The 26,410-nt window shown below is 68.2% G+C and carries 13 protein-coding genes, 1 tRNA gene and 3 rRNA genes; 3 read left to right on the plus strand and 14 right to left on the minus strand.

The window, feature by feature from the left end; translation table 11 throughout:
* Positions 1 to 47 precede the first annotated feature (47 nt).
* Positions 48 to 869, plus strand: a complete 822-nt coding sequence (locus tag ACRRSS_RS27210) for a DNA-formamidopyrimidine glycosylase family protein (protein ID WP_435973727.1) — start codon at positions 48 to 50, stop codon at positions 867 to 869.
* Positions 870 to 901: 32 nt separating this feature from the next.
* Positions 902 to 1,669 (plus strand): SDR family NAD(P)-dependent oxidoreductase, encoded by a 768-nt coding sequence (locus ACRRSS_RS27215; protein ID WP_435973728.1) that lies wholly within the window; start codon positions 902 to 904, stop codon positions 1,667 to 1,669.
* Here the strand turns inward: ACRRSS_RS27215 and ACRRSS_RS27220 are convergent.
* The 9 genes from ACRRSS_RS27220 to ACRRSS_RS27260 all read right to left on the minus strand — a co-directional run bounded on the left by ACRRSS_RS27220 (position 1,617) and on the right by ACRRSS_RS27260 (position 15,982).
* Entirely contained in the window at positions 1,617 to 1,916 is a 300-nt protein-coding gene (locus ACRRSS_RS27220; RefSeq protein WP_435973729.1) for a hypothetical protein, read from the minus strand. The genes ACRRSS_RS27215 and ACRRSS_RS27220 overlap by 53 nt on opposite strands.
* A gap of 250 nt (positions 1,917 to 2,166) precedes the next feature.
* Positions 2,167 to 2,550 (minus strand): helix-turn-helix domain-containing protein, encoded by a 384-nt coding sequence (locus ACRRSS_RS27225; RefSeq protein ID WP_435973730.1) that lies wholly within the window; start codon positions 2,548 to 2,550, stop codon positions 2,167 to 2,169.
* A 109-nt stretch (positions 2,551 to 2,659) separates the two neighbouring features.
* The gene (locus ACRRSS_RS27230; protein ID WP_435973731.1) at positions 2,660 to 3,181 is read right to left on the minus strand and encodes a CinA family protein; all 522 of its coding nucleotides are present in this window, start codon (positions 3,179 to 3,181) and stop codon (positions 2,660 to 2,662) included.
* Positions 3,178 to 3,852, minus strand: coding sequence for a CDP-diacylglycerol--glycerol-3-phosphate 3-phosphatidyltransferase (pgsA, locus tag ACRRSS_RS27235; protein WP_435973732.1), 675 nt, complete (start codon positions 3,850 to 3,852; stop codon positions 3,178 to 3,180). Before pgsA ends, ACRRSS_RS27230 begins: the two co-directional genes overlap by 4 nt.
* Complete coding sequence (gene rimO / locus ACRRSS_RS27240) at positions 3,849 to 5,339, minus strand: 30S ribosomal protein S12 methylthiotransferase RimO (RefSeq protein WP_435973733.1); 1,491 nt, start codon at positions 5,337 to 5,339, stop codon at positions 3,849 to 3,851. Before rimO ends, pgsA begins: the two co-directional genes overlap by 4 nt.
* 90 nt (positions 5,340 to 5,429) lie before the next feature.
* Positions 5,430 to 6,257, minus strand: a complete 828-nt coding sequence (locus ACRRSS_RS27245) for a helix-turn-helix domain-containing protein (RefSeq protein ID WP_435973734.1) — start codon at positions 6,255 to 6,257, stop codon at positions 5,430 to 5,432.
* Positions 6,258 to 6,543: 286 nt separating this feature from the next.
* Complete coding sequence (locus ACRRSS_RS27250) at positions 6,544 to 9,378, minus strand: DNA translocase FtsK (protein ID WP_435973735.1); 2,835 nt, start codon at positions 9,376 to 9,378, stop codon at positions 6,544 to 6,546.
* Positions 9,379 to 9,505: 127 nt separating this feature from the next.
* Positions 9,506 to 10,180: a response regulator gene (locus ACRRSS_RS27255; RefSeq protein WP_057573893.1), complete on the minus strand. Its 675-nt coding sequence runs from the start codon at positions 10,178 to 10,180 to the stop codon at positions 9,506 to 9,508.
* Positions 10,181 to 10,495: 315 nt separating this feature from the next.
* Positions 10,496 to 15,982 carry a HAMP domain-containing protein gene (locus tag ACRRSS_RS27260; RefSeq protein ID WP_435973736.1) on the minus strand — a complete coding sequence of 1,829 codons (5,487 nt, stop codon included), beginning with the start codon at positions 15,980 to 15,982 and terminating at the stop codon, positions 10,496 to 10,498.
* 269 nt (positions 15,983 to 16,251) lie between these two features.
* On the opposite strand from ACRRSS_RS27260, the gene ACRRSS_RS27265 reads away from it, so the two are divergent.
* Positions 16,252 to 18,897 carry a SpoIIE family protein phosphatase gene (locus tag ACRRSS_RS27265; protein WP_435973737.1) on the plus strand — a complete coding sequence of 882 codons (2,646 nt, stop codon included), beginning with the start codon at positions 16,252 to 16,254 and terminating at the stop codon, positions 18,895 to 18,897.
* A gap of 98 nt (positions 18,898 to 18,995) precedes the next feature.
* Here the strand turns inward: ACRRSS_RS27265 and ACRRSS_RS27270 are convergent.
* The 5 genes from ACRRSS_RS27270 to ACRRSS_RS27290 all read right to left on the minus strand — a co-directional run bounded on the left by ACRRSS_RS27270 (position 18,996) and on the right by ACRRSS_RS27290 (position 26,409).
* Positions 18,996 to 19,071 (minus strand) — tRNA-Thr (locus ACRRSS_RS27270).
* Positions 19,072 to 19,075: 4 nt separating this feature from the next.
* Positions 19,076 to 19,192, minus strand: a 5S ribosomal RNA gene (rrf, locus tag ACRRSS_RS27275).
* 74 nt (positions 19,193 to 19,266) lie between these two features.
* Positions 19,267 to 22,389 (minus strand): 23S ribosomal RNA (locus tag ACRRSS_RS27280).
* 288 nt (positions 22,390 to 22,677) lie between these two features.
* A 16S ribosomal RNA gene (locus ACRRSS_RS27285) occupies positions 22,678 to 24,203 on the minus strand.
* Together the 16S, 23S and 5S rRNA genes with 1 tRNA gene alongside form the textbook arrangement of a ribosomal RNA operon.
* Before the next feature lie 520 nt (positions 24,204 to 24,723).
* Entirely contained in the window at positions 24,724 to 26,409 is a 1,686-nt protein-coding gene (locus ACRRSS_RS27290; protein WP_435973738.1) for a ribonuclease J, read from the minus strand.
* Between the last annotated feature and the right edge of the window lies 1 nt (position 26,410).

A 26,410-nucleotide genomic window follows, 5' to 3' on the forward strand; every position in this document is an offset into this window, starting at 1 on the left:
CCCGTCGCGGGCGGGCACCCCGCGCCCCCACCCGTCACAATGACCCCGTGCCCGAGGGAGACACCATCTGGCAGGCGGCCCACCGCCTGCACACCGCGCTCGCCGGGCGGGTCCTGACCCGCTCGGACCTCCGCGTGCCCCGTTTCGCCACCGCCGACCTCACCGGCCGCACCCTCCTCGACGTCACCCCCCGCGGCAAGCACCTGCTGGCAAGGATCGAGGGCGGGCTCACCCTCCACTCCCACCTGCGGATGGACGGCGCCTGGCGGGTGTACGCCACCGGTGAGCGCCCACGCGGTGGCCCGGACCACCAGATCCGGGCGATCCTCGGAAACGAGGAGTCCACCGCGTACGGCTACCGGCTCCCGGTCCTGGAGCTGATCCGTACGGCCGACGAGTCCGACGCGGTGGGCCACCTCGGCCCGGACCTGCTCGGCCCCGGCTGGGACCCCGACGAGGCCGTGCGCCGGCTCACGGCCGACCCGGCCAAACCGCTCGGCGAGGCCCTGCTGGACCAGCGGAACCTGGCCGGCATCGGCAACGTGTACAAGTCGGAGCTTGCCTTCCTCGCCGGTGTCACCCCCTGGCTCCCGGTGGGCGACCTCGGCCCCGACGTCCCCGCCCGCCTGGTGGCGACCGCCCGCCGCCTCCTGGACGCGAACAAGGAGCGGCCCGACCGGCGCACCACCACCACGCGTCGCCCCGGCACCCCGCTCCATGTCTACGGCCGGGCCGGCCACCCGTGCCTCCGCTGCGGCGCCCCGATCCGCAAGGCGGAGCTCGGCGACCGGGTCACGTACTGGTGCCCGGGCTGCCAGCGGGGCCCGGACGACCGGAACAGCGGCACCCTTCCCCGCCGACACAATTGACGACCCGTCAGATCTGCCCGTACCGTCCGGACATGACGACAATCCCCGCGTACGACCTCACCGGCCGCACCGCGTTCGTCACGGGCGCCGCGAGCGGCATCGGGCGCGCGACGGCGGTCCTCCTCGCCCAGGCCGGCGCCACCGTGCACTGCGCGGACCGGGACGAGCCCGGACTCCACGAGACCGTCTCCCTGGTCGAGGCCGGGGGCGGCACCGCCCATCCGCACCCCCTGGACGTCACCGACCGCGCCGCCCTCGCCGAGGCCGTCCGCGCGGCGGGCCCCCTCCACGTGATGGCGGCGGTCGCCGGGATCATGCACACGAGCTCGGTCCTGGAGACCCGCGAAGAGGACCTCGACCGCGTCCTCGCGGTCAACTTCAAGGGGGTGCTCTACGCCTGCCAGGAGGCGGCCCGCTCGATGATCGAAGCCGGCGTCCCCGGTTCGATCGTCACGATGGCCTCGGGCGCGATGGACACCGCGAGCCCTGGGCTGCTCTGCTACAGCGTCACCAAGGCCGCCGTGGTCCAGCTGACGAAGACCCTGGCGACGGAGGCCGGCCGGCACGGCATCCGGGTCAACGCGGTCGCCCCCGGATGGATCCGCACCCCCATGACGGACCGCCACGAGCCGGCCGCGCGGCAGCAGGTGGAGGCCGCGATGATCCGCCACTCACCGCTGGGCCGGGTCGGGGAGGCCCGGGACATCGCGCACGCGGTCCTGCACCTCGCGTCCGACGCCTCCGCCTTCACGACGGGCCAGATCTTCCGCCCCAACGGCGGCGTCGCGATGCCTTGGTGACCCGCCGCGCCAGACCCTCCGTCCACCCGGATCCCCCGGCGAGCGACCCCCGCCTCCCCGACGAGGCCGCCACGTGCACCGGCAGCAGGCTCAGCCCCCAGCCGCCCGCGGCCACCGCTCCCTCGACGAGCCCGGTCTCCCCCGGCGCCAGCAGCAGGCGCAGCACGGCCCACCACCAGAACCCACCGGCCGCCAGCCCGATCGCGACCAGCGCGAGCGTCGCCGGCGGCACCCGTCGCCGCACCATGGCCGCCTCCTGCCGTCGACGCTAGACCGGCAGGATCACCCTGCGGGAGGGCGCACCGGAGGCAAACCCGGCGCACACGGCCCAGTCGTACGTCCCCCCACCATGGCACGGCCCACCAGAACCCGGCATCTCAGACGAATCGCTCCGACCGTCGGGTGGGCTCCCTGCGCCGCGACCAGGGCGGAGAAGAGAGAAACCCCGGTCGGCGCCCCGCGCAGGGGCACCGACCGGGGCTCGTCCCCGCTTCGGTTCAGGCAGCGACGACGTCCACCGCTTCCGCGGGTGCCTTGATGGTCACCCGCCCGGTGGGCACACCTGCCACCGACGTCACCGACACCGAGTTGAGCATCGGGCGTACCGGCGTCGGGACCGGTTCGCTCGCCGCTGCCGACGCGGCCAGTTCGGCCAGTGACAGCTCGTCGCTCACTTCACGCATGAGCTCGGACATCCGTACGTCCAGCGCGTCGCAGATCGCGGAGAGCAGTTCGGAGGAAGCCTCCTTCTGCCCCCGCTCCACCTCGGAGAGATAGCCGAGCGAGACTCGGGCGGACGAGGAGACTTCGCGCAGAGTACGGCCTTGGCGCTGGCGCTGCCGACGCAGCACGTCACCCAACAGGCGACGGAGCAGAATCATCGGTGGCTCCCTCCTCGGACCGCGTAGCCGCATCCTTCACGCCCCACCGTACCGCCTCGCGCTGCGGCCGTGCGGGGAGCGATGTCGTGTTCACTCAGGGCTGCAAACATCAATTCCCCCCGTTGTGTTCCGTATCCTGTGCCCGCGCATTTCCCGAGAGTTCCTCGAGGAGCAGTTCCAGTACGCTCCGTACACTCTCTCTACGGATTTCCGCGCGGTCGCCGTTCAACCTCAACGAGACCACTTTCCCGGCGCGGGCGCCCGTCGTGGCCGGCCCGGCGACAGCCACGTAGACGGTTCCGACGGGCTGTCCGTCCTGCGGTTCGGGACCCGCGACCCCGGTCGTCGAGATCCCCCAGTCGGCACCGAGCCGGTCCCGCGCACCGGCCGCCATCTGCAGCGCGACCTCGGGATCCACCGCACCGCGCTCCGCGAGCAGGGCCCTGTCGACGCCGAGCAGCTCGCGCTTGAGGGCCGTGGCGTAGGCCGTGACGGACCCCCGGAAGGCGGCCGAGGCACCGGGTACGCCGGTGAGCTCCGCGGCCACCAGACCACCCGTGAGCGACTCCGCGGCGGCCACCGTGTGACCACGTTCCGCGAGCAGCGCCAGCGCCCGGGCGGCCTCGGTCATCGCGTCGCCGCCTCCGACCGTGCCGCCGCCCGCTCCGCGGCGAGCCCGTGGCGGCGCAGGGCGACGGCCTGGCGGACGTAGTCCAGGCCGGTCACGACCGTCAGCACGACGGCCACCGTCATCACCCAGAAGCGCAGGGTGGCGAGCGGCCCGGTGAGCATCAGCACGTACATGCCCACCGCCGTGCCCTGGGCCAGCGTCTTCATCTTCCCGCCGCGGCTGGCGGGGATGACACCGTGCCTGATCACCCAGAACCGCATCAGGGTGATCCCCAGCTCACGGGCGAGGATGACCCCGGTGACCCACCAGGGCAGGTCCCCGAGCGTGGACAGCGAGACGAGTCCGGCCGCCATGATCGCCTTGTCGGCGATCGGGTCGGCGATCTTCCCGAAGTCCGTGACCAGGTTGTAGGCACGGGCGAGGTGCCCGTCGAAGACATCCGTGATCATCGCGACGGCGAACGCGGCCCACGCCCAGGCGCGCCAGACGGGATCGTGGCCGCCGTCCTGGAGGAGCAGCAGGACGAAGCCGGGCACGAGCACGAGCCGGATCATGGTCAGGATGTTCGCGATGTTCCACAGGCTGGCCTGGTTGACGGCCGCCGAGCCCAGCTTGCCGCGGGGCGCCGGCCTACCGGTCCCGCCCGTCGCGGATGCCGGGACTCCGGTCATCTGGCTGCCTCCTCGAAAAGACACTCGGCCACCAGGTCGACGCCTTCCGTGCCGACGACCTTCGCCCTGACCATACGGCCCGGGGCAAGGTCGGGGATCCCACCGTCGGCCGTGGTGAGGATGACCTGGCCGTCGGTCTCGGGCGCCTGGTGGGCGGCGCGGCCGATCACGCCGTCCTCGTCGTCCAGGGACTCGACCAGTACCTCAAGGGTCTCTCCGATCCGCTCCTCCGCGCGCTGCGCGGTGAGCTCCTCGGCAAGCCGGGAGAGGTGGGCGAGCCGCTTGTCGACGACCTCCTGGTCGAGCTTGTGCTCGTACGTGGCGGCCTCGGTGCCGTCCTCGTCGGAGTAGCCGAAGACGCCGATGGCGTCGAGCCGCGCGTGGGTGATGAAGCGTTCCAGCTCGGCGAAGTCCGCCTCGGTCTCGCCCGGGAAGCCGACGATGAAGTTGGAGCGGGCACCGGCCGTCGGGGCCTTGGAGCGGATGGTCTCCAGGAGCTCCAGGAAGCGGTCGGTGTCGCCGAAGCGGCGCATGGCCCGCAGCACGTCGGGGGCGCTGTGCTGGAAGGAGAGGTCGAAGTACGGCACGACCTTGTCCGTCGACGTGAGGACGTCGATCAGGCCGGGGCGCATCTCGGCGGGCTGGAGGTAGCTGACCCGGACGCGCTCGATGCCGTCGACCGAGGCGAGGTCGGGCAGCAGGCTCTCCAGGAGCCGGATGTCACCGAGGTCCTTGCCGTAGGAGGTGTTGTTCTCGGAGACCAGCATGATCTCCTTCACCCCCTGCTCGGCGAGCCAGCGCGTCTCGTTCAGCACGTCCGAGGGACGGCGCGAGACGAAGGAGCCGCGGAAGGAGGGGATGGCGCAGAAGGAGCAGCGGCGGTCGCAGCCGGAGGCCAGCTTCACGGAGGCGACGGGGCTGGTGTCCAGGCGGCGGCGGAGCGGCGCGCGCGGCCCGGAGGCGGGCGCGAGGCCCTCCGGCAGGTCGCTCGGCACGTTCTCGGGGGCGTCCACGACACCGTGTCCCGGGAGGGCCACGGCGGCGGCCGCCTCCTGGCGCTCCACGGGCGAGAGCGGCAGCAGTTTGCGCCGGTCACGCGGGGTGTGGGCCTCGACACTGCCACCGCTGAGGATGGTCTGGAGGCGGTTGGAGATGTCGGAGTAGTCGTCGAAGCCGAGGACGCCGTCGGCTTCCGGGAGGGCTTCGGCGAGTTCCTTGCCGTACCGCTCGGCCATACAGCCGACGGCGACCACGGCCTGGGTGCGGCCGTGGTCCTTCAGATCATTGGCTTCGAGCAGGGCGTCGACGGAGTCCTTCTTGGCGGCCTCGACGAATCCACAGGTGTTGACGACGGCGACATCCGCGTCCTCGGCGTTCTCGACGAGCTCCCAGCCGTCCGCTGCCAAGCGGCCTGCGAGCTCCTCCGAGTCCACCTCGTTACGGGCGCAGCCAAGAGTGACAAGGGCGACGGTACGGCGTTCGGGCATGGACTCAAGACTACTTCGTCCCGGCCGTTCCCCCGTCGCGCAGGGTTCACCTGCGCGACAGAGGTCACATCGGGCGCCGTCTCACGGGGCTCAGCCCGCCTCGGGGTCACCCTTGGTGTAGGTCAGCCGCTCGACCTGACCGGATTCGAACTTGTCCGCGAGCTTCTTGCCGTTCACGTAGAGCTCGATCGCGCCGGCGTTGCCGAGGACGAGGTCGACGCGCTCGTCGTCCTGGAAGGTCTTGGACTCACCTTCGAGGAGCAGGCCGTCGAAGAGCAGCTTGCCGTCGTGGCCCTTGGCGGAGATCCAGCTCTTGTCGCCGATCGCGGAGAGCTTGACCGTGACCTTGTCCTGCGGGACCGCGGCGATCACACTCTCGCTGGGCTTCGGGGCGGCGGGCTTGGCCGGCTTCGGCTTGGCGGCGGAGGTGGCCTTCTCCGGCGCGGGCGCCGGACCGCCGTCGGCCGTGGTGGTGCCCTTCGGGGCTTCGTTCCCGTTGAACATCGTGAAGCCGACGAAACCGACGACGGCGACGATGGCCGCGACCATCGCGGCGGTCCAGTTGGGCCGGCGCGGCTCGGGGCGGATGCGTTCCGCCTCGAACAGCGGGGCGGCGGGGGTGGGCGCGGGGCGGCCGCCGTGGTCGGCGTCGTACTGCTCGACCAGCGGAGCCGGATCGAGGCCGACGGCGCGCGCGAGCGTACGGATGTGGCCGCGGGCGTAGACGTCGCCGCCACAGCGCGAGAAGTCGTCCTCCTCGATCGCGTGCACGATCGGGATCCGGACACGGGTGGAGGCACTGACCTCTTCGACGGTGAGACCGGCGGCGATGCGGGTCTGCTGGAGAGCGCGACCGATCGAGTCCCGGTCGTCTGCCGGGAAGATCCGGTCGTCTTCGGGGGAGTTGCCGATGGACACGAGAGCGCCTTTCGAGCGTGTAACCACCTGCTGGACGTTCAGTCTATGGGTGGTACGAAAGGGTGGGGCAACCGGGCGGGTGCTGTTTGTACGCCATGAGGCTGGGACATCCTTCTGTCCCTCCGTCCAACTTGACGTACGGCCAGGGGAAACGGTTGCCCACTGTTCCCTTACGAGTGAGTCTCGACCCGGTCTCGATCGAGTGGCCCGCTCCCCCGCCACTACTCCCACCGGGTCACGCCCGGCCCCGCCCGGCTCCGTCCGCCGGGCGGCGCCGCGCCCGCGACTACGCCTCCGACTCCCCCCGGATCACGGCGAGGACCCCGTCCAGCTCGTCCGGCTTGACCAGCACGTCCCGCGCCTTCGAACCCTCGCTCGGCCCCACGATGTTCCGCGACTCCATCAGGTCCATCAGCCGGCCGGCCTTGGCGAAGCCGACGCGCAGCTTCCGCTGGAGCATCGACGTGGAGCCGAACTGCGTGGAGACGACCAGTTCGGCGGCCTGGCACAGCAGGTCGAGGTCGTCGCCGATGTCCTCGTCGATCTCCTTCTTCTGCCGGGTCGCGACGGTGACGTCCTCCCGGAAGACCGGGGTCATCTGGTCCTTGCAGTGCTGCACGACGGCCGCGACCTCGTGCTCGGTGACGAACGCGCCCTGCATGCGGACGGGCTTGTTGGCACCCATCGGCAGGAACAGCCCGTCACCCTTTCCGATGAGCTTCTCGGCACCCGGCTGGTCGAGGATGACGCGGCTGTCGGCGAGCGAGGAGGTCGCGAACGCGAGCCGGGACGGCACGTTCGCCTTGATGAGACCGGTGACGACGTCCACGGACGGCCGCTGGGTGGCGAGCACGAGGTGGATGCCGGCGGCGCGCGCGAGCTGGGTGATGCGCACGATCGAGTCCTCGACGTCGCGCGGCGCCACCATCATCAGGTCGGCGAGCTCGTCGACGATGACCAGCAGGTACGGATACGGGTTGAGCTCCCGCTCGCTGCCCTCGGGCAGCTTGATCTTCCCGTCCCGGATCGCCTGGTTGAAGTCGTCGATGTGCCGGTACCCGAAGGCCGCCAGGTCGTCGTAGCGGAGGTCCATCTCCTTCACCACCCACTGGAGGGCCTCGGCGGCCCGCTTGGGGTTGGTGATGATCGGTGTGATCAGGTGCGGGATGCCCTCGTACGCGGTGAGCTCGACCCGCTTGGGGTCGACGAGGACCATCCGGACGTCCTCGGGGGTCGCCCTTATCATGATCGAAGTGATCAGGCAGTTGATGCACGAGGACTTGCCGGAGCCGGTGGCCCCGGCCACCAGGACGTGCGGCATCTTCGCCAGGTTGGCCATCTCGTAGCCGCCCTCGACGTTCTTGCCGAGCGCCACCAGCATCGGGTGGTCGTCCTCGGCCGCGGCCGCCAGCCGCAGCACGTCACCGAGGTTGACCATCTCCCGGTCGCTGTTGGGGATCTCGATGCCGACCGCGGACTTGCCGGGGATCGGCGAGATGATCCGGACGTCCGGGGAGGCCACGGCGTACGCGATGTTCTTGGTCAGGGCCGTGATCTTCTCGACCTTCACGGCGGGACCGAGCTCGACCTCGTACCGCGTGACCGTCGGGCCCCGGGTGAACCCGGTGACGGCCGCGTCGACCTTGAACTCGGTGAAGACGTTGGAGAGCGAGTCCACCACGGCGTCGTTGGCGGCGCTGCGCGTCTTGCCGGGCCCGCCCCGCTCCAACAGGTCGAGCGACGGCAGGGAGTAGGTGATGTCGCCGGAGAGCTGGAGCTGCTCGGCCCGGTTCGGCAGATCGGTCGGCTCGGGTACAGGCTTCGTCAGATCCGGTACGCCTCCGCCGGGCCGCTGGTCCCCACCACGGGCCGGCGGCACGGGAGCGGCCGGCGCCACCGTTTCCGACCCCTTCGCCGCGGCCTTCGCGGCGGCGTCCACCGCGGCCTTGCGGTCGGCGGTGACGTCCCTGGTCAGGTCGGCGACGATCGGGGACGGCGGCATCCCGTTGAGCACCGCCCCGTCGAGCGCGGCGGCCGCGGCCGCCGCGACGTCCACCGGGTCCAGGCCCGGGTCGGAGGCGGCCCGCTCGGACGGGCGGCGCGCCGAACGGCCGCGCCGCTCCAGCATCTCGGCCTCGGCCCGGTCCACGTCGTAGGGGTCCGCCGGACCGTGGGCACGCCTCCGTACGGGCCGGGTGGTCCGGGACCGCGGCGGGGCGTCCCGCCACTCCTCGTCGTACCCCTCGTGCCCCTCCGGCCCCCCGTAGGCCTCCGCCTCCACCGGGTCGTCCGCGGGCTCGACGATGCCGAGCCTGGCGCCGAGGGCGCGCAACCGCTGCGGGATCGCGTTGACCGGGGTGGCGGTGACGACGAGCAGCCCGAAGACCGTGAGCAGCACCAGCATGGGTACGGCGAGGACCTCGCCCATCATGAAGACCAGGGGCTGGGACGCGGCCCAGCCGATCAGGCCGCCCGCGTCCTGCATGGCCTCGCTGCCGTCGCCGCGCCCCGGCGAACCGCAGGCGATGTGGACCTGGCCGAGGACGCCGATGACGAGCGCGGACAGGCCGATGCTGATCCGGCCGTTGGCCTCGGGCCTCTCCGGATAGAGGATCAGCCGCACGCCGATCGCGCCGACGAGCAGCGGGACGAGCAGGTCGAGCCGACCGAAGGATCCGGTCACCAGCATCTCGACGAGGTCGCCGACCGGGCCGCGCAGGTTGGACCACGTGCCGGCGGCGACGATCAGCGCGACACCGAGGAGCAGCAGCGCGAGCCCGTCCTTGCGGTGGGCCGGATCGAGGCCCTTGGCGCCACGCCCTATCCCGCGGAACATCGCCCCCACCGCGTGGGCGAGGCCGAGCCAGGCCCCGCGCGCGAGCCGGTAGACGCCGCCGGTCGGGGACGGCGCGGGCCGCGGGGCGGCCTTCCTCGCAGCCGGCTTCCGCGCGGGAGCGCGCTTGGCGGGCGCGGCCTTCTTGGCCGGTGCCTTCTTCGCGGGCGGCTTGGCGGGGGACTTCGCGGGTGCCGCTTTCTTCGCGGCGCCCGTGGTACGGCCGGCGCGCGGCTTTGCGGTGCCCGCCGTGGACTGAGAACCCTTGCCGGACGTACGTGAAGCCATGATGCCGAGGTTACCGGTGTGAAGACCGGCTGTCCGCCTCACCCGTTCGTGTCGCCCCTGCCGGGGCACGAAGCTGACGCCGCCTCACTCCGGAGCGGGACACGCCGGGACCGTCGGTGACGGCGGGTCAGCCCTGGGCGGGGAGCGTCGGCGCGGCGCCCGTGCCCGGCTCCAGCGCGTCCAGGGCCCGGCGCAACCCGGTGAGCTTGCGCTCCAGATGCGCGGCGGTGGCGACGGCGGCAGCGTCGGCGGAGTCGTCGTCGAGCTGCTTCGACAGCGCCTCGGCCTGCTCCTCGACGGCCGCGAGCCGGGCGGAGAGCTCGGCGAGCAGTCCGGCGGACTCCTTGCCGTGACCGCCCTCGCCGCCGCCCTCCAACTGCAGCCGCAGCAGGGCGGCCTGCTCGCGCAGCTTGCAGTTCTTCATGTACAGCTCGACGAAGACGGAGACCTTGGCGCGCAGCACCCACGGGTCGAAGGGCTTCGAGATGTAGTCGACCGCCCCGGCCGCGTACCCACGGAAGGTGTGGTGGGGGCCGTGGTTGATGGCGGTCAGGAAGATGATCGGGATGTCCCGGGTCCGCTCCCGCCGCTTGATGTGCGCGGCGGTCTCGAAGCCGTCCATCCCCGGCATCTGGACGTCGAGCAGGATGACCGCGAAGTCGTCCGTCAACAGCGCCTTGAGCGCTTCCTCCCCGGACGATGCCCGCACCAGCGTCTGATCGAGCGCGGAGAGAATGGCCTCCAGCGCCAGCAGATTCTCCGGCCGGTCATCGACCAGGAGGATCTTGGCCTTCTGCACCATGCCCCGTCCTCCTCGCCCCGGCAACGGCTCTCCCCGGCTCCCCGAACCGGGGGAAGCACCGGGCGCCGCCCCTGAAGACGACTCCCTAACGCCGTCCGTCCTTGTGCCGGTCATCGTAGCCGCACCCCGCCCGTCGCCACACCCTGTCACCGCGATGTCACAGCGCACGTACCGGAAACGCGGTGGGAGACCAGAAGGTTCCCCGTATCCCGGCCTCTCACACCCCCGTGGCGACACTCCGACAGCGAAGTCCCGGAGCACGCGCGGGCCCGTGGTGCCAGGCGTTTCCCCCGCACCACGGGCCCCTCCGCGGACTCACTCCCCCCGCATCCACTGCTCCATGACGGACAGCAGGTGGTCGGGGTCGACCGGCTTGGTCACATAGTCCGAGGCGCCCGACTCGATCGCCTTCTCCCGGTCGCCCTTCATCGCCTTCGCCGTCAGCGCGATGATCGGCAGCCCCGCGAACTGCGGCATGCGCCGGATCGCGGTCGTCGTCGCGTACCCGTCCATCTCGGGCATCATGATGTCCATCAGGACGATCGTCACGTCGTCGTGCTGCTCCAGGACCTCGATGCCCTCCCGCCCGTTCTCCGCGTAGAGCACCGCGAGCCCGTGCTGCTCCAGGACGCTGGTCAGCGCGAAGACGTTACGGATGTCGTCGTCGACGATGAGCACCTTCTCGCCCGAGAAGCCGAAGGTGCGGCGCGGCGCGGCCTCCGCCTCCTGCTCCACCCGGTCGGCCGCGAACTGCTGACCGGGCTGCCCCGGCACCGCCGTACGTGCCCCGGTCGCCTCCGCCGCCGCCTTCCGCCGGTGCCGGAAGAGCGCCCCGGCCCCGGACCGCGCCTCCGTCCGCACCGGCGGCGGCGGGAAGTGCGGGAACGAGTGGCCGGACCCGGCCGCCCCCTCCTCCACGCCCTGCTGAGGGTCGTCGTCGTCCTGCGCCCCCTGCCCGAAGGCACCCGGCGGCAGCTCCGTCGGGCTCAGCGGCAGGTAGAGCGTGAACGTCGAACCGCGGCCCGGCTCGCTCGCCGCGAAGATCTCGCCGCCGAGCAGCCGCGCGATCTCCCGGCTGATCGACAGGCCGAGACCCGTACCGCCGTACTTCCGGCTGGTCGTGCCGTCGGCCTGCTTGAACGCCTCGAAGATGACCCGCATCTTGCTCGCCGCGATCCCGATGCCGGTGTCGGTGACCGAGAACGCGATCAGGTCGGCCTCCGGGTCGCGCAGCGAACCCGCCTCCAGGAGCTGCTCCCGGATCGACTGCGGCACGTCCGCCCCGGCCGGCCGGATCACCAGCTCCACCGCGCCCGTGTCGGTGAACTTCACCGCGTTGGACAGGAGGTTGCGGAGCACCTGGAGCAGGCGCTGCTCGTCGGTGTGGAGGGTGGCCGGCAGCTCGGGCGAGACCCGCACCGAGAAGTCGAGCCCCTTCTCCGCCGTGAGCGGCCGGAAGGTCGCCTCCACGTAGTCGACGAGCTGGACGAGGGCGATCCGGGTCGGCGAGACGTCCATCTTGCCCGCCTCGACCTTGGACAGGTCGAGGATGTCGTTGATCAGCTGGAGCAGGTCCGAACCGGCGCCGTGGATGGTCTCCGCGAACTCGACCTGCTTCGGCGTCAGATTGGTCTCGGCGTTGTCCGCGAGCAACTTGGCGAGGATCAGGAGGGAGTTGAGCGGGGTGCGCAGCTCGTGCGACATGTTGGCGAGGAACTCGGACTTGTAGCGCATGGAGACGGCGAGCTGTTCGGCCCGCTCCTCCAGGACCTGCCGGGCCTCCTCGATCTCGGTGTTCTTCACCTCGATGTCGCGGTTCTGCCGGGCGAGCAGCTCGGCCTTCTCCTCCAGCTCCAGGTTGGAGCCCTGAAGCTCCTTCTGCCGGTGCTCCAGCTCGGCCGAGCGCTCCTTGAGCTGCTCGGTGAGCTCCTGCGACTGCTGGAGCAGCACCTCGGTCTTGGTGTTGACGCTGATGGTGTTGACGGTGGTCGCGATCAACTCGGCGATCTGGTTGAGGAAGTCGCGCTGGATCTGCGTGAACGGCTGGAAGGAGGCCAGCTCGATCACGCCGAGGACCTTCCCCTCGAAGAGGACCGGAAGGACGATCACATGCGCGGGCGACGCCTCGCCGAGCCCGGAGGAGATCTTCAGATAGCCGGGCGGCACATGGAGCTGGATGGTCCGCTTCTCGTCGGCCGCCGTCCCGATGAGGGTCTCCCCGGGCCGGAAGGAGGTCGGCATGGACCCGGTGGAGTAGCCGTAACTCCCCCGCATCCGCAGCTCGTACGAGCCGTCGCCCTCGCCGACGAGTTCGGCGTCGCTGTGGGCGGAGCCCGTCGGCATGGCCACGAAGAAGGCGCCGTGCTGGGCGGAGACCACCGGCGTCAGCTCGCTCATGATGAGCGAGGCCACGTCGTCGAGGTCCCGGCGGCCCTGCATGAGGCCGGAGATGCGGGCCAGGTTGCTCTTGAGCCAGTCCTGCTCGTCGTTGGCGAGGGTGGTGTCGCGCAGGTTGGCGATCATCGTGTTGATGTTGTCCTGGAGCGCCTGGATCTCGCCCGCCGCGTCCACACCGTCGATCTTGACGTTGAGGTCGCCGCGGGTCACCGCGGTGGCGACGGCGGCGATGGCCCGCACCTGCCGGGTGAGGTTCCCTGCCATCTCGTTCACGGACTCGGTCAGATCGCTCCAGGTGCCCTCGACGTCCCGGACCCGGGCCTGGCCGCCGAGCTGCCCGTCGGTGCCCACCTCGCGGGCCACGCGGGTGACCTCCTCGGCGAAGTTCGACAGCTGGTCGACCATCGTGTTGATGGTGTTCTTCAGCTCCTGGATCTCACCGCGCGCGTCGATGTCGATCTTCTTGGTGAGGTCGCCCTTGGCGATGGCGGTGGTGACGGCGGCGATCTGCCGCACCTGACCGGTGAGGTTGTCGGCCATCGAGTTCACCGACTCGGTCAGGTCCTTCCAGGTGCCGGAGACACCCGGAACCCGCGCCTGGCCGCCCAGTTCGCCCTCCGTACCCACCTCACGCGCCACGCGCGTGACCTCGTCCGCGAAGGACGACAGGGTCGTCACCATGGTGTTGACGGTCTCGGCGAGCTCGGCGACCTCGCCCCGCGCCTCGACCGTCACCTTCTTGGTCAGGTCGCCGTTGGCGACGGCCGCCGACACCCGGGAGATGTTCCGCACCTGACTGGTCAGGTTGTTGGCCATCAGGTTGACGTTGTCGCTCAGGTCCTTCCAGGTACCGGTGACGCCCCGCACCCTCGCCTGACCGCCGAGGATGCCCTCCGTACCCACCTCGCGGGCCACGCGCGTGACCTCGTCCGCGAAGTTCGACAGCTGGTCGACCATCGTGTTGACGGTCGTCACCAGTTCCAGGATCTCGCCCCGGGCGTCGACGGTGATCTTCTTCGAGAGGTCGCCCTTGGCGACGGCCGTCGTGACCTCGGCGATGTTCCGCACCTGGATGGTGAGGTTGTTCGCCATGAAGTTCACGGACTGGGTGAGGTCCTTCCAGGTGCCGGAGACACCCTGCACCTCGGCCTGACCGCCCAGGATGCCCTCGGTGCCCACCTCACGGGCCACCCGGGTCACCTGCTCGGCGAAGTTCGAGAGCTGGTCCACCATCGTGTTGAGGGTGTTCTTCAGCTCCAGGATCTCGCCGCGCGCGTCCACGTCGATCTTCTGCGACAGGTCACCGCGCGCGACCGCCGTGGCGACCTGCGCGATGTTGCGCACCTGGGTGGTGAGGTTCCCGGCCATGCCGTTCACCGAGTCCGTCAGGTCACGCCACACACCGGCCACACCCGGCACCTGCGCCTGGCCGCCCAGTCGGCCGTCGGTGCCCACCTCGCGGGCCACCCGGGTCACCTGCTCGGCGAACGCGGAGAGCTGGTCGACCATCGTGTTGATGGTGTTCTTCAGCTCCAGGATCTCGCCGCGCGCGTCCACGTCGATCTTCTGCGACAGGTCGCCGCGGGCCACGGCCGTCGTCACCTGCGCGATCTGCCGCACCTGCGAGGTCAGGTTGCCGGCCATGAAGTTCACCGAGTCGGTGAGCTCCCGCCACCTCCCGGAGACGCCGTCCACCCGCGCCTGACCGCCGAGCCGTCCCTCGGTGCCCACGTCCCGGGCCATCCGGGTCACCTGGTCCGCGAACGACGACAGCTGCGACACCATCGTGTTGACGGTGTTCTTCAGCTCCAGCATCTCGCCGGCCACGTCGACCGTGACCTTCTGCGACAGGTCGCCGTTGGCCACCGCCGTCGTCACCTGCGCGATGTCCCGCACCTGACCGGTCAGGTTGCGGAAGGCCGTGTTCACCGAGTCGGTGAGGTCCTTCCAGGTACCCGCCGCCCCCTGCACCTCGGCCTGGCCGCCGAGCAGCCCCTCGACACCGACCTCCCGGGCCACCCGGGTCACCTCGGAACCGAAGGCCGACAGCTGGTCCACCATCGTGTTGACGGTGTTCTTCAGCTCCAGCATCTCGCCGGCCACGTCGACCGTGACCTTCTGCGACAGGTCGCCGTTGGCCACCGCCGTCGTCACCTGCGCGATGTCCCGCACCTGCGTGGTGATGTTCCGGAAGACGGTGTTGACGGAGTCCGTGAGGTCCTTCCACGTCCCCGCGGCACCCGGCACCTGCGCCTGACCGCCGAGCAGACCCTCCGCGCCGACCTCGCCCGACACCCGGGTCACCTCGTCGGCGAAGATCCGCAGCGTCTTCGTCATCTGGTTGATGGTGTCCGCCAGCTGCGCGATCTCGCCGCGCGCCGACACCCGCACCTTCTGCGACAGATCGCCGTTGGCGACCGCCATCGTGACCTCGGCGATGCCACGCACCTGGTTGGTCAGGTTGCCCGCCATCGTGTTGACGGAGTCGGTGAGGTCCTTCCAGACACCCGCGACCCCGGCCACCTCGGCCTGCCCGCCGAGCTCGCCCTCCGTACCCACCTCGCGGGCGACCCGGGTCACCTCGGAGGAGAAGGAGGAGAGCTGGTCCACCATCCGGTTGACGGTGTTCTTCAGCTCCAGCATCTCGCCGGCGACGTTCGCCGTGACCTTCTGCGACAGATCGCCGTTGGCGACCGCCGTCGTCACCAGGGCGATGTCCCGCACCTGGGCCGTCAGCCGGTTCGCCATGGTGTTGACCGAGTCCGTGAGGTCCTTCCACGAACCGGACACCCCGCGCACCTGCGCCTGCCCGCCCAGCTTGCCGTCGGTACCCACCTCGACGGCGACCCTGGTCACCTCGGAGGCGAACACCGACAGCTGGTCGACCAGGTTGTTGACGGTACGGGCGACCTTCAGGAACTCCCCGCGCAGCGGACGGACCGTCCCGTCCGCACCCTCCGAACGCAGGTCCATCCGCTGTTCCAGATCACCCTCGGCCACCGCCGAGAGCACCCGTCCCACCTCGGACACCGGCCGGGCCAGATCGTCGACGAGCGCGTTCGCCGCCTCGATCGCCGCCGCCCACGCCCCCTCGCCGGCTCCCGCCTCCAGGCGCTCGGACAGCTTGCCCTCGCGCCCCACCACCCGGCGGACCCGCGTCAGCTCGCCCGTCACGTGCATCTGCCGGTCGGCGACCTCGTTGAACACGGCGGAGATCTCCGCCATGACCCCGTCGCCGGACACCGTGAGCCGCCTGCGGAGGTTCCCGTCCCGCATCGACACCAGTGCGGCCAGCAGCCGGTCGAGCGCCGCCGCGTCGACCTGGACCGTCCCCCCACGGGAACGCCCGCCCCTCGCGCGCGTACCGCTGCCTCCGCCGCGTCGCGCCGCCGTGCCAGGTTCCACCGTGTCCCTCCCGAAAGGGGTCGACCGTACCGCTCCGGCTCCCGCCGGTAGCCTGCCCAGTGTTTCACCGCCACCGAACCGGGCGATAACAGTTCGGCAGCTTCGTACAGCGTCCCTACCCCCTGGGGACGGAATCAGCGGTGACCGGCATCCGCTCGGACAGTGAAGGTAAGTAACCTGGCTTCCGGCTGTCCAACCGCCCCGGTCCGCCCGGCGGGGGCGGTGTGGTGCGGATACGACCACCGGGCAGCGGGAGGGACAGACCGAGCATGGCAGAGCCGGGCGTCGAGACGCGTACGAGGAGTGCTGTGATCACCGCGCGGGCGACTGCCAGCTTCGAGCCCGTCGGGCGGTCCGTCGCGGCCGCCCGCGCCTTCGTCCGGGACACCCTCCAGGGCTGGGGACACCCCGAACTCGTCGACGACGCCGTCGTCCTCACCAGCGAGCTCGTCACCAACGCCGTCATCCACGCCGGCACCTCCGCCGAAGTCCTCTGCCTCCGTGCCGACGACAGCATCCGCGTCGAGGTCTCCGACCGCTACCCCGAGCGCGAGATCCCCGTCCAGAGCGGCCGCACGCTCGGCAGCCCCGACCGCGAGAACGGCCGGGGACTGCTCCTCTGCGCCGCCCTCGCCCACCGCTGGGGCGTCGACTACACCCCCACCCGCAAGCACGTCTGGTTCCACCTCGACCTCCCCCGGCGCCCGGTCGGCACCCGCTCCGCGGGCCCCGTCCTCCCCGACGCCCTCCTCCCGGTCGCCGACAGCCGCGTCCGCGTCGCCGTCGCCCAGATCGACCGCGGCGGAGCCGTCACCGCCTGGAACGAGGACGCCGAGGAGCTCTTCGGCTACGACTCCGAGCAGGTCACCGGCAAGCCCCTCGGCGACCTCGCGGCCTGGCCCCACACCCCCGGCATCGGCACCGGCCTCGCCGAGGCCCTGCGCCTCTCCCGCTGGGAGGGCAGCTACGGCATCCGCTGCGCCGACGGCCGCGTCATCCCCGTGTACGCCTCGCACCTCCGGGTCCGCGACGCCCAGGGCGAACCCTCCACCGTCTGCCTCCTGGTACGCGAGCACGAGCGGGCCGTCCTCCAGACCCCGCAGCGCCCCGCCGTCGAGCCGGGCGCCGAGAGCCGCACCACGGACCCCTTCGAGGTCTTCATCGGCTCCCCGGCCCCCGACGACCTCGACGGCCTCCTCCAGCGCACGGTCGAACGCGCCCGCGACATGCTCGACGGCGACGCCGCCTTCCTGCTGCTCGCCACCGACGACGAGACGGAACTCGAGGTACGGGCGACGACCGGCCTGCCGGCCGCCCGTCAGCGCTTCGCCCGCGTCCCCGTCGAGACCGGCGCCAGCCGCTACGGCTCCGCCCGGATGCCCGCCGTCCACGAGGACCTGGCCGCCGTCCCCGGCGCCGTCCCGCTCCTCGAAGGCACCGGCATGCGCTCGGTGGTCACCGTGCCCCTCAAGGTCGAGGGCCGGCTCACCGGCTCCCTCGGCGTTGCCGCCGAGGCCGCGAACCGCTACTCCAACGAGGAGGCCCTCCGCCTCCAGTTCGCCGCCGACCGCATCGCCCTGGCCGTGGAGTCCGCCCGCCTCGGCGAACTGGAGCGACTGCGCCGCGGCTCCCTCAGCTTCCTGGTCGAGGCCTCCGACCTCCTCGCCGGCACCCTCGACCGCGACCAGACCCTGGCCCTGATGGCCCAGATGACGGTGCCGACCCTCGCGACCTGGTGCGCGGTCTACACGATCGCCGACCAGTCCTCCGACCCGTACCTCTCGTACGTGCTCCACGAGGACGAGGACCGCATCGACGGCCTGAAGGACCTGCTCTCCTCGATCGCCCCGCCCGACCCGGTGCCGGCCCCCGGCGCCCGCGTCTGGACCGCGCCGGGCGACGCCGCCCAACGGGCCGCGCTCACCGCCTCGGCCCGCGCCCTCGACCACCCGACGAGCCCGCTGTCCTCCGGCATCGACACGACCCTGGCCACCGCGAGCACGGTCGCCGGCGAGACGGTCGTCCTGCCGCTGGTCGCCCGCAACCGGGTCATCGGCATGCTGACCCTCGGCAGGCCCTCGGAGGACCACTTCCGCCAAGAGATCCTGGAGCTCGCCGAGGACCTCTCGCGCCGGGCCGCCCTCGCCCTGGACAACGCCCGCCTGTACTCGGAGCGCGTGGCCATCAGCCAGTCCCTCCAGCGCAGCCTCCTGCCGCCCGGCCTCCCCGACATCCCGGGCGTCGAGGTCGACGTCATCTACCGGGCCGCGGGCGAGGGCAACGAGGTCGGAGGCGACTTCTACGACCTGTTCCCGATCCGCGACGGCGCCTACGGCTTCGCCATCGGCGACGTCTGCGGTACGGGCCCGGAGGCGGCTGCCGTCACCGGCCTGGCCCGGCACGCCCTGCGTCTCCTGGCCCGCGAGGGCTTCGGCGGCCCGGCCGTCCTGGAGCGGCTCAACGCGGCGATCCTCGACGAGGGCGCCCGCAGCCGCTTCCTGACCCTCCTGTACGGCGAGATGCACCCGCAGGAGGACGGATCGGCGATCCTCAAGGTCGTCTGCGCCGGCCACCCGCTCCCGCTGCGCCTCCGCCCCGACGGCACGGTGACCCCGGCCGCCGAGCCCCAGCCCCTCCTCGGCGTGATGGAGGACCTCGTACTGTACGAGGAGACCGTCACGCTCGATCCGGGCGACGTCCTCCTGTGCGTCACCGACGGCGTGACGGAACGCCGCGAGGGCACCCGCATGCTGGGCGACGACGGCCTGGCCGAGGTCCTCAAGACCTGTACGGGCCTCACGGCCGGCGCGGTCGCCTCCCGGGTGCTCCGCGCGGTGGAGCGCTTCGCCCAGGCCCCCGCCTCCGACGACATGGCCATCCTGGCGCTCCGCCTCCGAGAGCCCGACGACCGCTGACGACACCGCGGCGGTCCCCGAAAGGGGATCGCCGCCCGCCTCCCGCCTGTCCAGGAAACGCAAAAAGGCCCCCGCCACGAGGCGGGGGCCTTCTTAATTGGAGCCCTTTAACGGAATCGAACCGTTGACCTTCTCCTTACCATGGAGACGCTCTACCGACTGAGCTAAAAGGGCGGGTGTTCGGCGGCGTCCTACTCTCCCACAGGGTCCCCCCTGCAGTACCATCGGCGCTGAAAGGCTTAGCTTCCGGGTTCGGAATGTAACCGGGCGTTTCCCTAACGCTATGACCACCGAAACTCTATGAAGTTAACCAACCGGAAATCGGCACAGTTCGTTACTTCAGAACTAACACAGTGGACGCGAGCAACTGAGGACAAGCCCTCGGCCTATTAGTACCGGTCAGCTCCACCCATTACTGGGCTTCCACATCCGGCCTATCAACCCAGTCGTCTACTGGGAGCCTTACCCTCTCAAGGAGGTGGGAATACTCATCTCGAAGCAGGCTTCCCGCTTAGATGCTTTCAGCGGTTATCCCTCCCGAACGTAGCCAACCAGCCATGCCCTTGGCAGGACAACTGGCACACCAGAGGTTCGTCCGTCCCGGTCCTCTCGTACTAGGGACAGCCCTTCTCAATATTCCTACGCGCGCAGCGGATAGGGACCGAACTGTCTCACGACGTTCTAAACCCAGCTCGCGTACCGCTTTAATGGGCGAACAGCCCAACCCTTGGGACCGACTCCAGCCCCAGGATGCGACGAGCCGACATCGAGGTGCCAAACCATCCCGTCGATATGGACTCTTGGGGAAGATCAGCCTGTTATCCCCGGGGTACCTTTTATCCGTTGAGCGACGGCGCTTCCACAAGCCACCGCCGGATCACTAGTCCCGACTTTCGTCCCTGCTCGACCCGTCGGTCTCACAGTCAAGCTCCCTTGTGCACTTACACTCAACACCTGATTGCCAACCAGGCTGAGGGAACCTTTGGGCGCCTCCGTTACCCTTTGGGAGGCAACCGCCCCAGTTAAACTACCCATCAGACACTGTCCCTGATCCGGATCACGGACCGAGGTTAGACATCCAGCACGACCAGAGTGGTATTTCAACGGCGACTCCACCATGACTGGCGTCACGGCTTCAAAGTCTCCCACCTATCCTACACAAGCCGAACCGAACACCAATATCAAACTGTAGTAAAGGTCCCGGGGTCTTTCCGTCCTGCTGCGCGAAACGAGCATCTTTACTCGTAGTGCAATTTCACCGGGCCTATGGTTGAGACAGTCGAGAAGTCGTTACGCCATTCGTGCAGGTCGGAACTTACCCGACAAGGAATTTCGCTACCTTAGGATGGTTATAGTTACCACCGCCGTTTACTGGCGCTTAAGTTCTCAGCTTCGCAACCCCGAAAGGTCACTAACCGGTCCCCTTAACGTTCCAGCACCGGGCAGGCGTCAGTCCGTATACATCGCCTTACGGCTTCGCACGGACCTGTGTTTTTAGTAAACAGTCGCTTCTCGCTGGTCTCTGCGGCCACCCCCAGCTCAGAGTGCAAGACTCATCACCAGACGTGGCCCCCCTTCTCCCGAAGTTACGGGGGCATTTTGCCGAGTTCCTTAACCATAGTTCACCCGAACGCCTCGGTATTCTCTACCTGACCACCTGAGTCGGTTTAGGGTACGGGCCGCCATGAAACTCGCTAGAGGCTTTTCTCGACAGCATAGGATCATCCACTTCACCACAATCGGCTCGGCATCAGGTCTCAGGCTATGTGCTGTCCGGATTTACCTGGACAACGCCCTACACCCTTACCCCGGGACTACCACCGCCCGGGCTGGACTACCTTCCTGCGTCACCCCATCGCTTACCTACTACCACCTTGGGTCAGCGGCTCCACCACTTTCCTTTCCCCGAAGGGTCCGGAACGGCTTCACGGCCTTAGCATTAATGGGCTCGATACTGGGCGTTTCAAAGCGGGTACCGGAATATCAACCGGTTGTCCATCGACTACGCCTGTCGGCCTCGCCTTAGGTCCCGACTTACCCTGGGCAGATCAGCTTGACCCAGGAACCCTTAGTCAATCGGCGCACACGTTTCTCACGTGTGTATCGCTACTCATGCCTGCATTCTCACTCGTGAACCGTCCACAACTCGCTTCCGCGGCTGCTTCACCCGGCACACGACGCTCCCCTACCCATCACAGCGGGCGTTGGCCCTCATGCTGCAATGACACGACTTCGGCGGTACGCTTGAGCCCCGCTACATTGTCGGCGCGGAATCACTTGACCAGTGAGCTATTACGCACTCTTTCAAGGGTGGCTGCTTCTAAGCCAACCTCCTGGTTGTCTCTGCGACTCCACATCCTTTCCCACTTAGCGTACGCTTAGGGGCCTTAGTCGATGCTCTGGGCTGTTTCCCTCTCGACCATGGAGCTTATCCCCCACAGTCTCACTGCCGTGCTCTCACTTACCGGCATTCGGAGTTTGGCTAAGGTCAGTAACCCGGTAGGGCCCATCGCCTATCCAGTGCTCTACCTCCGGCAAGAAACACACGACGCTGCACCTAAATGCATTTCGGGGAGAACCAGCTATCACGGAGTTTGATTGGCCTTTCACCCCTAACCACAGGTCATCCCCCAGGTTTTCAACCCTGGTGGGTTCGGTCCTCCACGAAGTCTTACCTCCGCTTCAACCTGCCCATGGCTAGATCACTCCGCTTCGGGTCTTGAGCGCGCTACTGAATCGCCCTATTCGGACTCGCTTTCGCTACGGCTTCCCCACACGGGTTAACCTCGCAACGCACCGCAAACTCGCAGGCTCATTCTTCAAAAGGCACGCAGTCACGACCCATTGAGTAAACTCAATGAGCGACGCTCCCACGGCTTGTAGGCACACGGTTTCAGGTACTATTTCACTCCGCTCCCGCGGTACTTTTCACCATTCCCTCACGGTACTATCCGCTATCGGTCACCAGGGAATATTTAGGCTTAGCGGGTGGTCCCGCCAGATTCACACGGGATTTCTCGGGCCCCGTGCTACTTGGGTGTCTCTCAAACGAGCCGTTAATGTTTCAGCTACGGGGGTCTTACCCTCTACGCCGGACCTTTCGCATGTCCTTCGCCTACATCAACGGTTTCTGACTCGTCTCACAGCCGGCAGACTGTGAAAGAGAGATCCCACAACCCCGCATGCGCAACCCCTGCCGGGTATCACACGCATACGGTTTGGCCTCATCCGGTTTCGCTCGCCACTACTCCCGGAATCACGGTTGTTTTCTCTTCCTGAGGGTACTGAGATGTTTCACTTCCCCTCGTTCCCTCCACATGCCCTATGTGTTCAGGCATGGGTGACAGCCCATGACGACTGCCGGGTTTCCCCATTCGGAAACCCCCGGATCAAAGCCTGGTTGACGGCTCCCCGGGGACTATCGTGGCCTCCCACGTCCTTCATCGGTTCCTGGTGCCAAGGCATCCACCGTGCGCCCTTAAAAACTTGGCCACAGATGCTCGCGTCCACTGTGTAGTTCTCAAGCAACGACCAGCCACCCATCACCCCACCCGCATAACAGGTGAGTTCACTGGGGCCGGCATCGCGAAGATACAAACCTTACGGCCGTACCCTCAGATACCCAACAACGTGCCAAGCACGACCACCAGGACCGTCATCACGTTCCACGCCGAAGCAGTACTTGTGAAGCGAACCTTGCGATCGTGCCAACTAATCAACGTTCCACCCATGAGCTGACCGTGCAGAACATTTGCCTGCAATCGGTACTGTGCTCCTTAGAAAGGAGGTGATCCAGCCGCACCTTCCGGTACGGCTACCTTGTTACGACTTCGTCCCAATCGCCAGTCCCACCTTCGACAGCTCCCTCCCACAAGGGGTTGGGCCACCGGCTTCGGGTGTTACCGACTTTCGTGACGTGACGGGCGGTGTGTACAAGGCCCGGGAACGTATTCACCGCAGCAATGCTGATCTGCGATTACTAGCAACTCCGACTTCATGGGGTCGAGTTGCAGACCCCAATCCGAACTGAGACCGGCTTTTTGAGATTCGCTCCGCCTCACGGCATCGCAGCTCTTTGTACCGGCCATTGTAGCACGTGTGCAGCCCAAGACATAAGGGGCATGATGACTTGACGTCGTCCCCACCTTCCTCCGAGTTGACCCCGGCGGTCTCCTGTGAGTCCCCATCACCCCGAAGGGCATGCTGGCAACACAGGACAAGGGTTGCGCTCGTTGCGGGACTTAACCCAACATCTCACGACACGAGCTGACGACAGCCATGCACCACCTGTATACCGACCACAAGGGGGGCACTATCTCTAATGCTTTCCGGTATATGTCAAGCCTTGGTAAGGTTCTTCGCGTTGCGTCGAATTAAGCCACATGCTCCGCTGCTTGTGCGGGCCCCCGTCAATTCCTTTGAGTTTTAGCCTTGCGGCCGTACTCCCCAGGCGGGGAACTTAATGCGTTAGCTGCGGCACCGACGACGTGGAATGTCGCCAACACCTAGTTCCCAACGTTTACGGCGTGGACTACCAGGGTATCTAATCCTGTTCGCTCCCCACGCTTTCGCTCCTCAGCGTCAGTAATGGCCCAGAGATCCGCCTTCGCCACCGGTGTTCCTCCTGATATCTGCGCATTTCACCGCTACACCAGGAATTCCGATCTCCCCTACCACACTCTAGCCTGCCCGTATCGGATGCAGACCCGGGGTTAAGCCCCGGGCTTTCACACCCGACGTGACAAGCCGCCTACGAGCTCTTTACGCCCAATAATTCCGGACAACGCTTGCGCCCTACGTATTACCGCGGCTGCTGGCACGTAGTTAGCCGGCGCTTCTTCTGCAGGTACCGTCACTTTCGCTTCTTCCCTGCTGAAAGAGGTTTACAACCCGAAGGCCGTCATCCCTCACGCGGCGTCGCTGCATCAGGCTTTCGCCCATTGTGCAATATTCCCCACTGCTGCCTCCCGTAGGAGTCTGGGCCGTGTCTCAGTCCCAGTGTGGCCGGTCGCCCTCTCAGGCCGGCTACCCGTCGTCGCCTTGGTAGGCCATTACCCCACCAACAAGCTGATAGGCCGCGGGCTCATCCTTCACCGCCGGAGCTTTTAACCAGCTCCCATGCGGAAGCCGGTGTTATCCGGTATTAGACCCCGTTTCCAGGGCTTGTCCCAGAGTGAAGGGCAGATTGCCCACGTGTTACTCACCCGTTCGCCACTAATCCACCCCGAAGAGCTTCATCGTTCGACTTGCATGTGTTAAGCACGCCGCCAGCGTTCGTCCTGAGCCAGGATCAAACTCTCCGTGAATGTTTACCCGTAATCGGGTGACACTCGCGTTGAGCGGGACAGTCAGGCCGGAATAAGGCCGACTGTCCACAGCGTCCTCGCTGTGTATGTTGCCTACCCGCCACAAGGGCCGGCAGGACTTTCAAAGGAACCTCGCCATCCGAAGATGGACGGGGTATCAACTAATCTGGCGTTGATTTTTGGCACGCTGTTGAGTTCTCAAGGAACGGACGCTTCCTTTGTACTCACCCTCTCGGGCTTTCCTCCGGGCTTCCCTTCGGTCTTGCGTTTCCGACTCTATCAGATCTTTTCGATCCGATTTCCTCGGTGCTTTCCGGTCCCTTTTGTTTTCACTCCGGGGGCCTTTCGGCGGTTCCGACTTTATCAGATGATCTGAGTCGGATTTCCCGCCTCCCGGAGAAGCGATCGGACGCACGTCGGCGCCGGTGCTTCCCGTTCTGGCGGAGCCGTAAACGTACTGGAGCGGGGCGCCCCGATGCAAATCGAGGGGCCCCGCTCCGGTGCGCTGCTGGTCAGGCCGTCAGACCTCGACGACGACCGGGAGGATCATCGGCCGGCGGCGGTAGGTGTCGGAGACCCACTTGCCCACCGTGCGGCGGATCAGCTGCTGGAGCTGGTGGGGCTCGAGCACGCCGTCCTGAGCCGACTTGTTGAGGACCTGGTCGACCTTCGGGACCACGGCGTCGAACGCCGAGTCCTCGATGCCGGAGCCCCGGGCGTGGATGTTCGGGCCGCTCACGATCTTGCCGGTGGAGGAGTCCACCACCACGAAGACCGAGATGATGCCCTCTTCGCCGAGGATGCGGCGGTCCTTGAGGTGGACCTCCGTGACGTCGCCGACCGAGAGGCCGTCGACGTACACGTAACCCGCCTGGACCTTGCCGGTGATCCGGGCGCGGCCGTCGACCAGGTCGACGACGACGCCGTCCTCGGCGATGACGATGTGGTCCTTGGGGATGCCCGTCATCGCGCCGAGTTCGGCGTTGGCGCGCAGGTGGCGCCATTCGCCGTGGACCGGCATGAGGTTCTTCGGGCGGCAGATGTTGTAGAAGTACAGCAGCTCGCCAGCCGAGGCGTGACCCGAGACGTGGACCTTGGCGTTGCCCTTGTGGACGACGTGCGCGCCCCAGCGGGTCAGACCGTTGATCACGCGGTAGACCGCGTTCTCGTTGCCCGGGATGAGGGACGACGCCAGGATCACGGTGTCGCCGGGGACGATCCGGATCTGGTGGTCGCGGTTGGCCATGCGGGACAGGGCCGCCATCGGCTCGCCCTGCGAACCCGTGCAGACCAGCACGACCTCGTCGTCCGGCAGGTCGTCGAGGGTCTTCACGTCCACGACGAGACCGGCCGGCACCCGGAGGTAGCCCAGGTCACGGGCGATGCCCATGTTGCGGACCATCGAGCGGCCGACGAAGGCGACCCGGCGGCCGTACTCGTGGGCGGCGTCCAGGATCTGCTGGATGCGGTGCACGTGGCTGGCGAAGCTCGCCACGATGATCCGCTTCTGGGCGTTCGCGAAGACCGTGCGCAGGACGTTGGAGATGTCCTTCTCCGGCGGGACGAAGCCCGGGACCTCGGCGTTCGTGGAGTCCGAGAGGAGGAGGTCGATGCCCTCCTCGCTCAGACGCGCGAACGCGTGCAGGTCGGTGAGGCGGCCGTCCAGCGGGAGCTGGTCCATCTTGAAGTCGCCGGTGGCGACGGCCATGCCCGCGGGGGTGCGGATGGCGACCGCGAGCGCGTCCGGGATGGAGTGGTTGACCGCGATGAACTCGCAGTCGAACGAGCCCAGGACCTCTCGGTCGCCCTCCTTCACCTCAAGGGTGTAGGGGCGGATGCGGTGCTCCTGGAGCTTCGCCTCGATCAGCGCGAGGGTCAGCTTGGACCCGATGAGCGGGATGTCCGGCTTGAGCCGGAGCAGGTAGGGGACGGCACCGATGTGGTCCTCGTGGCCGTGCGTGAGCACGATGCCCTCGATGTCGTCCAGGCGGTCCCGGATGATGGTGAAGTCGGGCAGGATCAGGTCGACACCGGGCTGCTCCTCCTCGGGGAAGAGGACGCCGCAGTCGACGATGAGCAGACGGCCGTCGAACTCGAAGACCGTCATGTTCCGGCCGATCTCGCCGAGCCCGCCGAGCGGGATGACGCGCAGGGCGCCCTTCGGGAGCTTCGGCGGGGCGCCGAGTTCAGGATGCGGATGACTCAAA

The organism is Streptomyces sp. Qhu_M48 (assembly GCF_051305195.1).
Taxonomy (GTDB): Bacteria; Actinomycetota; Actinomycetes; order Streptomycetales; family Streptomycetaceae; genus Streptomyces.

Bases quoted from the DNA above. Each gene is read 5' to 3' on its own strand.
- ACRRSS_RS27215 (WP_435973728.1), top strand. From the start codon at position 902: ATGACGACAATCCCCGCGTACGACCTCACCGGCCGCACCGCGTTCGTC.
- ACRRSS_RS27220 (WP_435973729.1), bottom strand. From the start codon at position 1,916: ATGGTGCGGCGACGGGTGCCGCCGGCGACGCTCGCGCTGGTCGCGATC.
- ACRRSS_RS27225 (WP_435973730.1), bottom strand. From the start codon at position 2,550: ATGATTCTGCTCCGTCGCCTGTTGGGTGACGTGCTGCGTCGGCAGCGC.
- ACRRSS_RS27230 (WP_435973731.1), bottom strand. From the start codon at position 3,181: ATGACCGAGGCCGCCCGGGCGCTGGCGCTGCTCGCGGAACGTGGTCAC.
- pgsA (WP_435973732.1), bottom strand. From the start codon at position 3,852: ATGACCGGAGTCCCGGCATCCGCGACGGGCGGGACCGGTAGGCCGGCG.
- rimO (WP_435973733.1), bottom strand. From the start codon at position 5,339: ATGCCCGAACGCCGTACCGTCGCCCTTGTCACTCTTGGCTGCGCCCGT.
- ACRRSS_RS27250 (WP_435973735.1), bottom strand. From the start codon at position 9,378: ATGGCTTCACGTACGTCCGGCAAGGGTTCTCAGTCCACGGCGGGCACC.
- ACRRSS_RS27255 (WP_057573893.1), bottom strand. From the start codon at position 10,180: ATGGTGCAGAAGGCCAAGATCCTCCTGGTCGATGACCGGCCGGAGAAT.
- ACRRSS_RS27265 (WP_435973737.1), top strand. From the start codon at position 16,252: ATGGCAGAGCCGGGCGTCGAGACGCGTACGAGGAGTGCTGTGATCACC.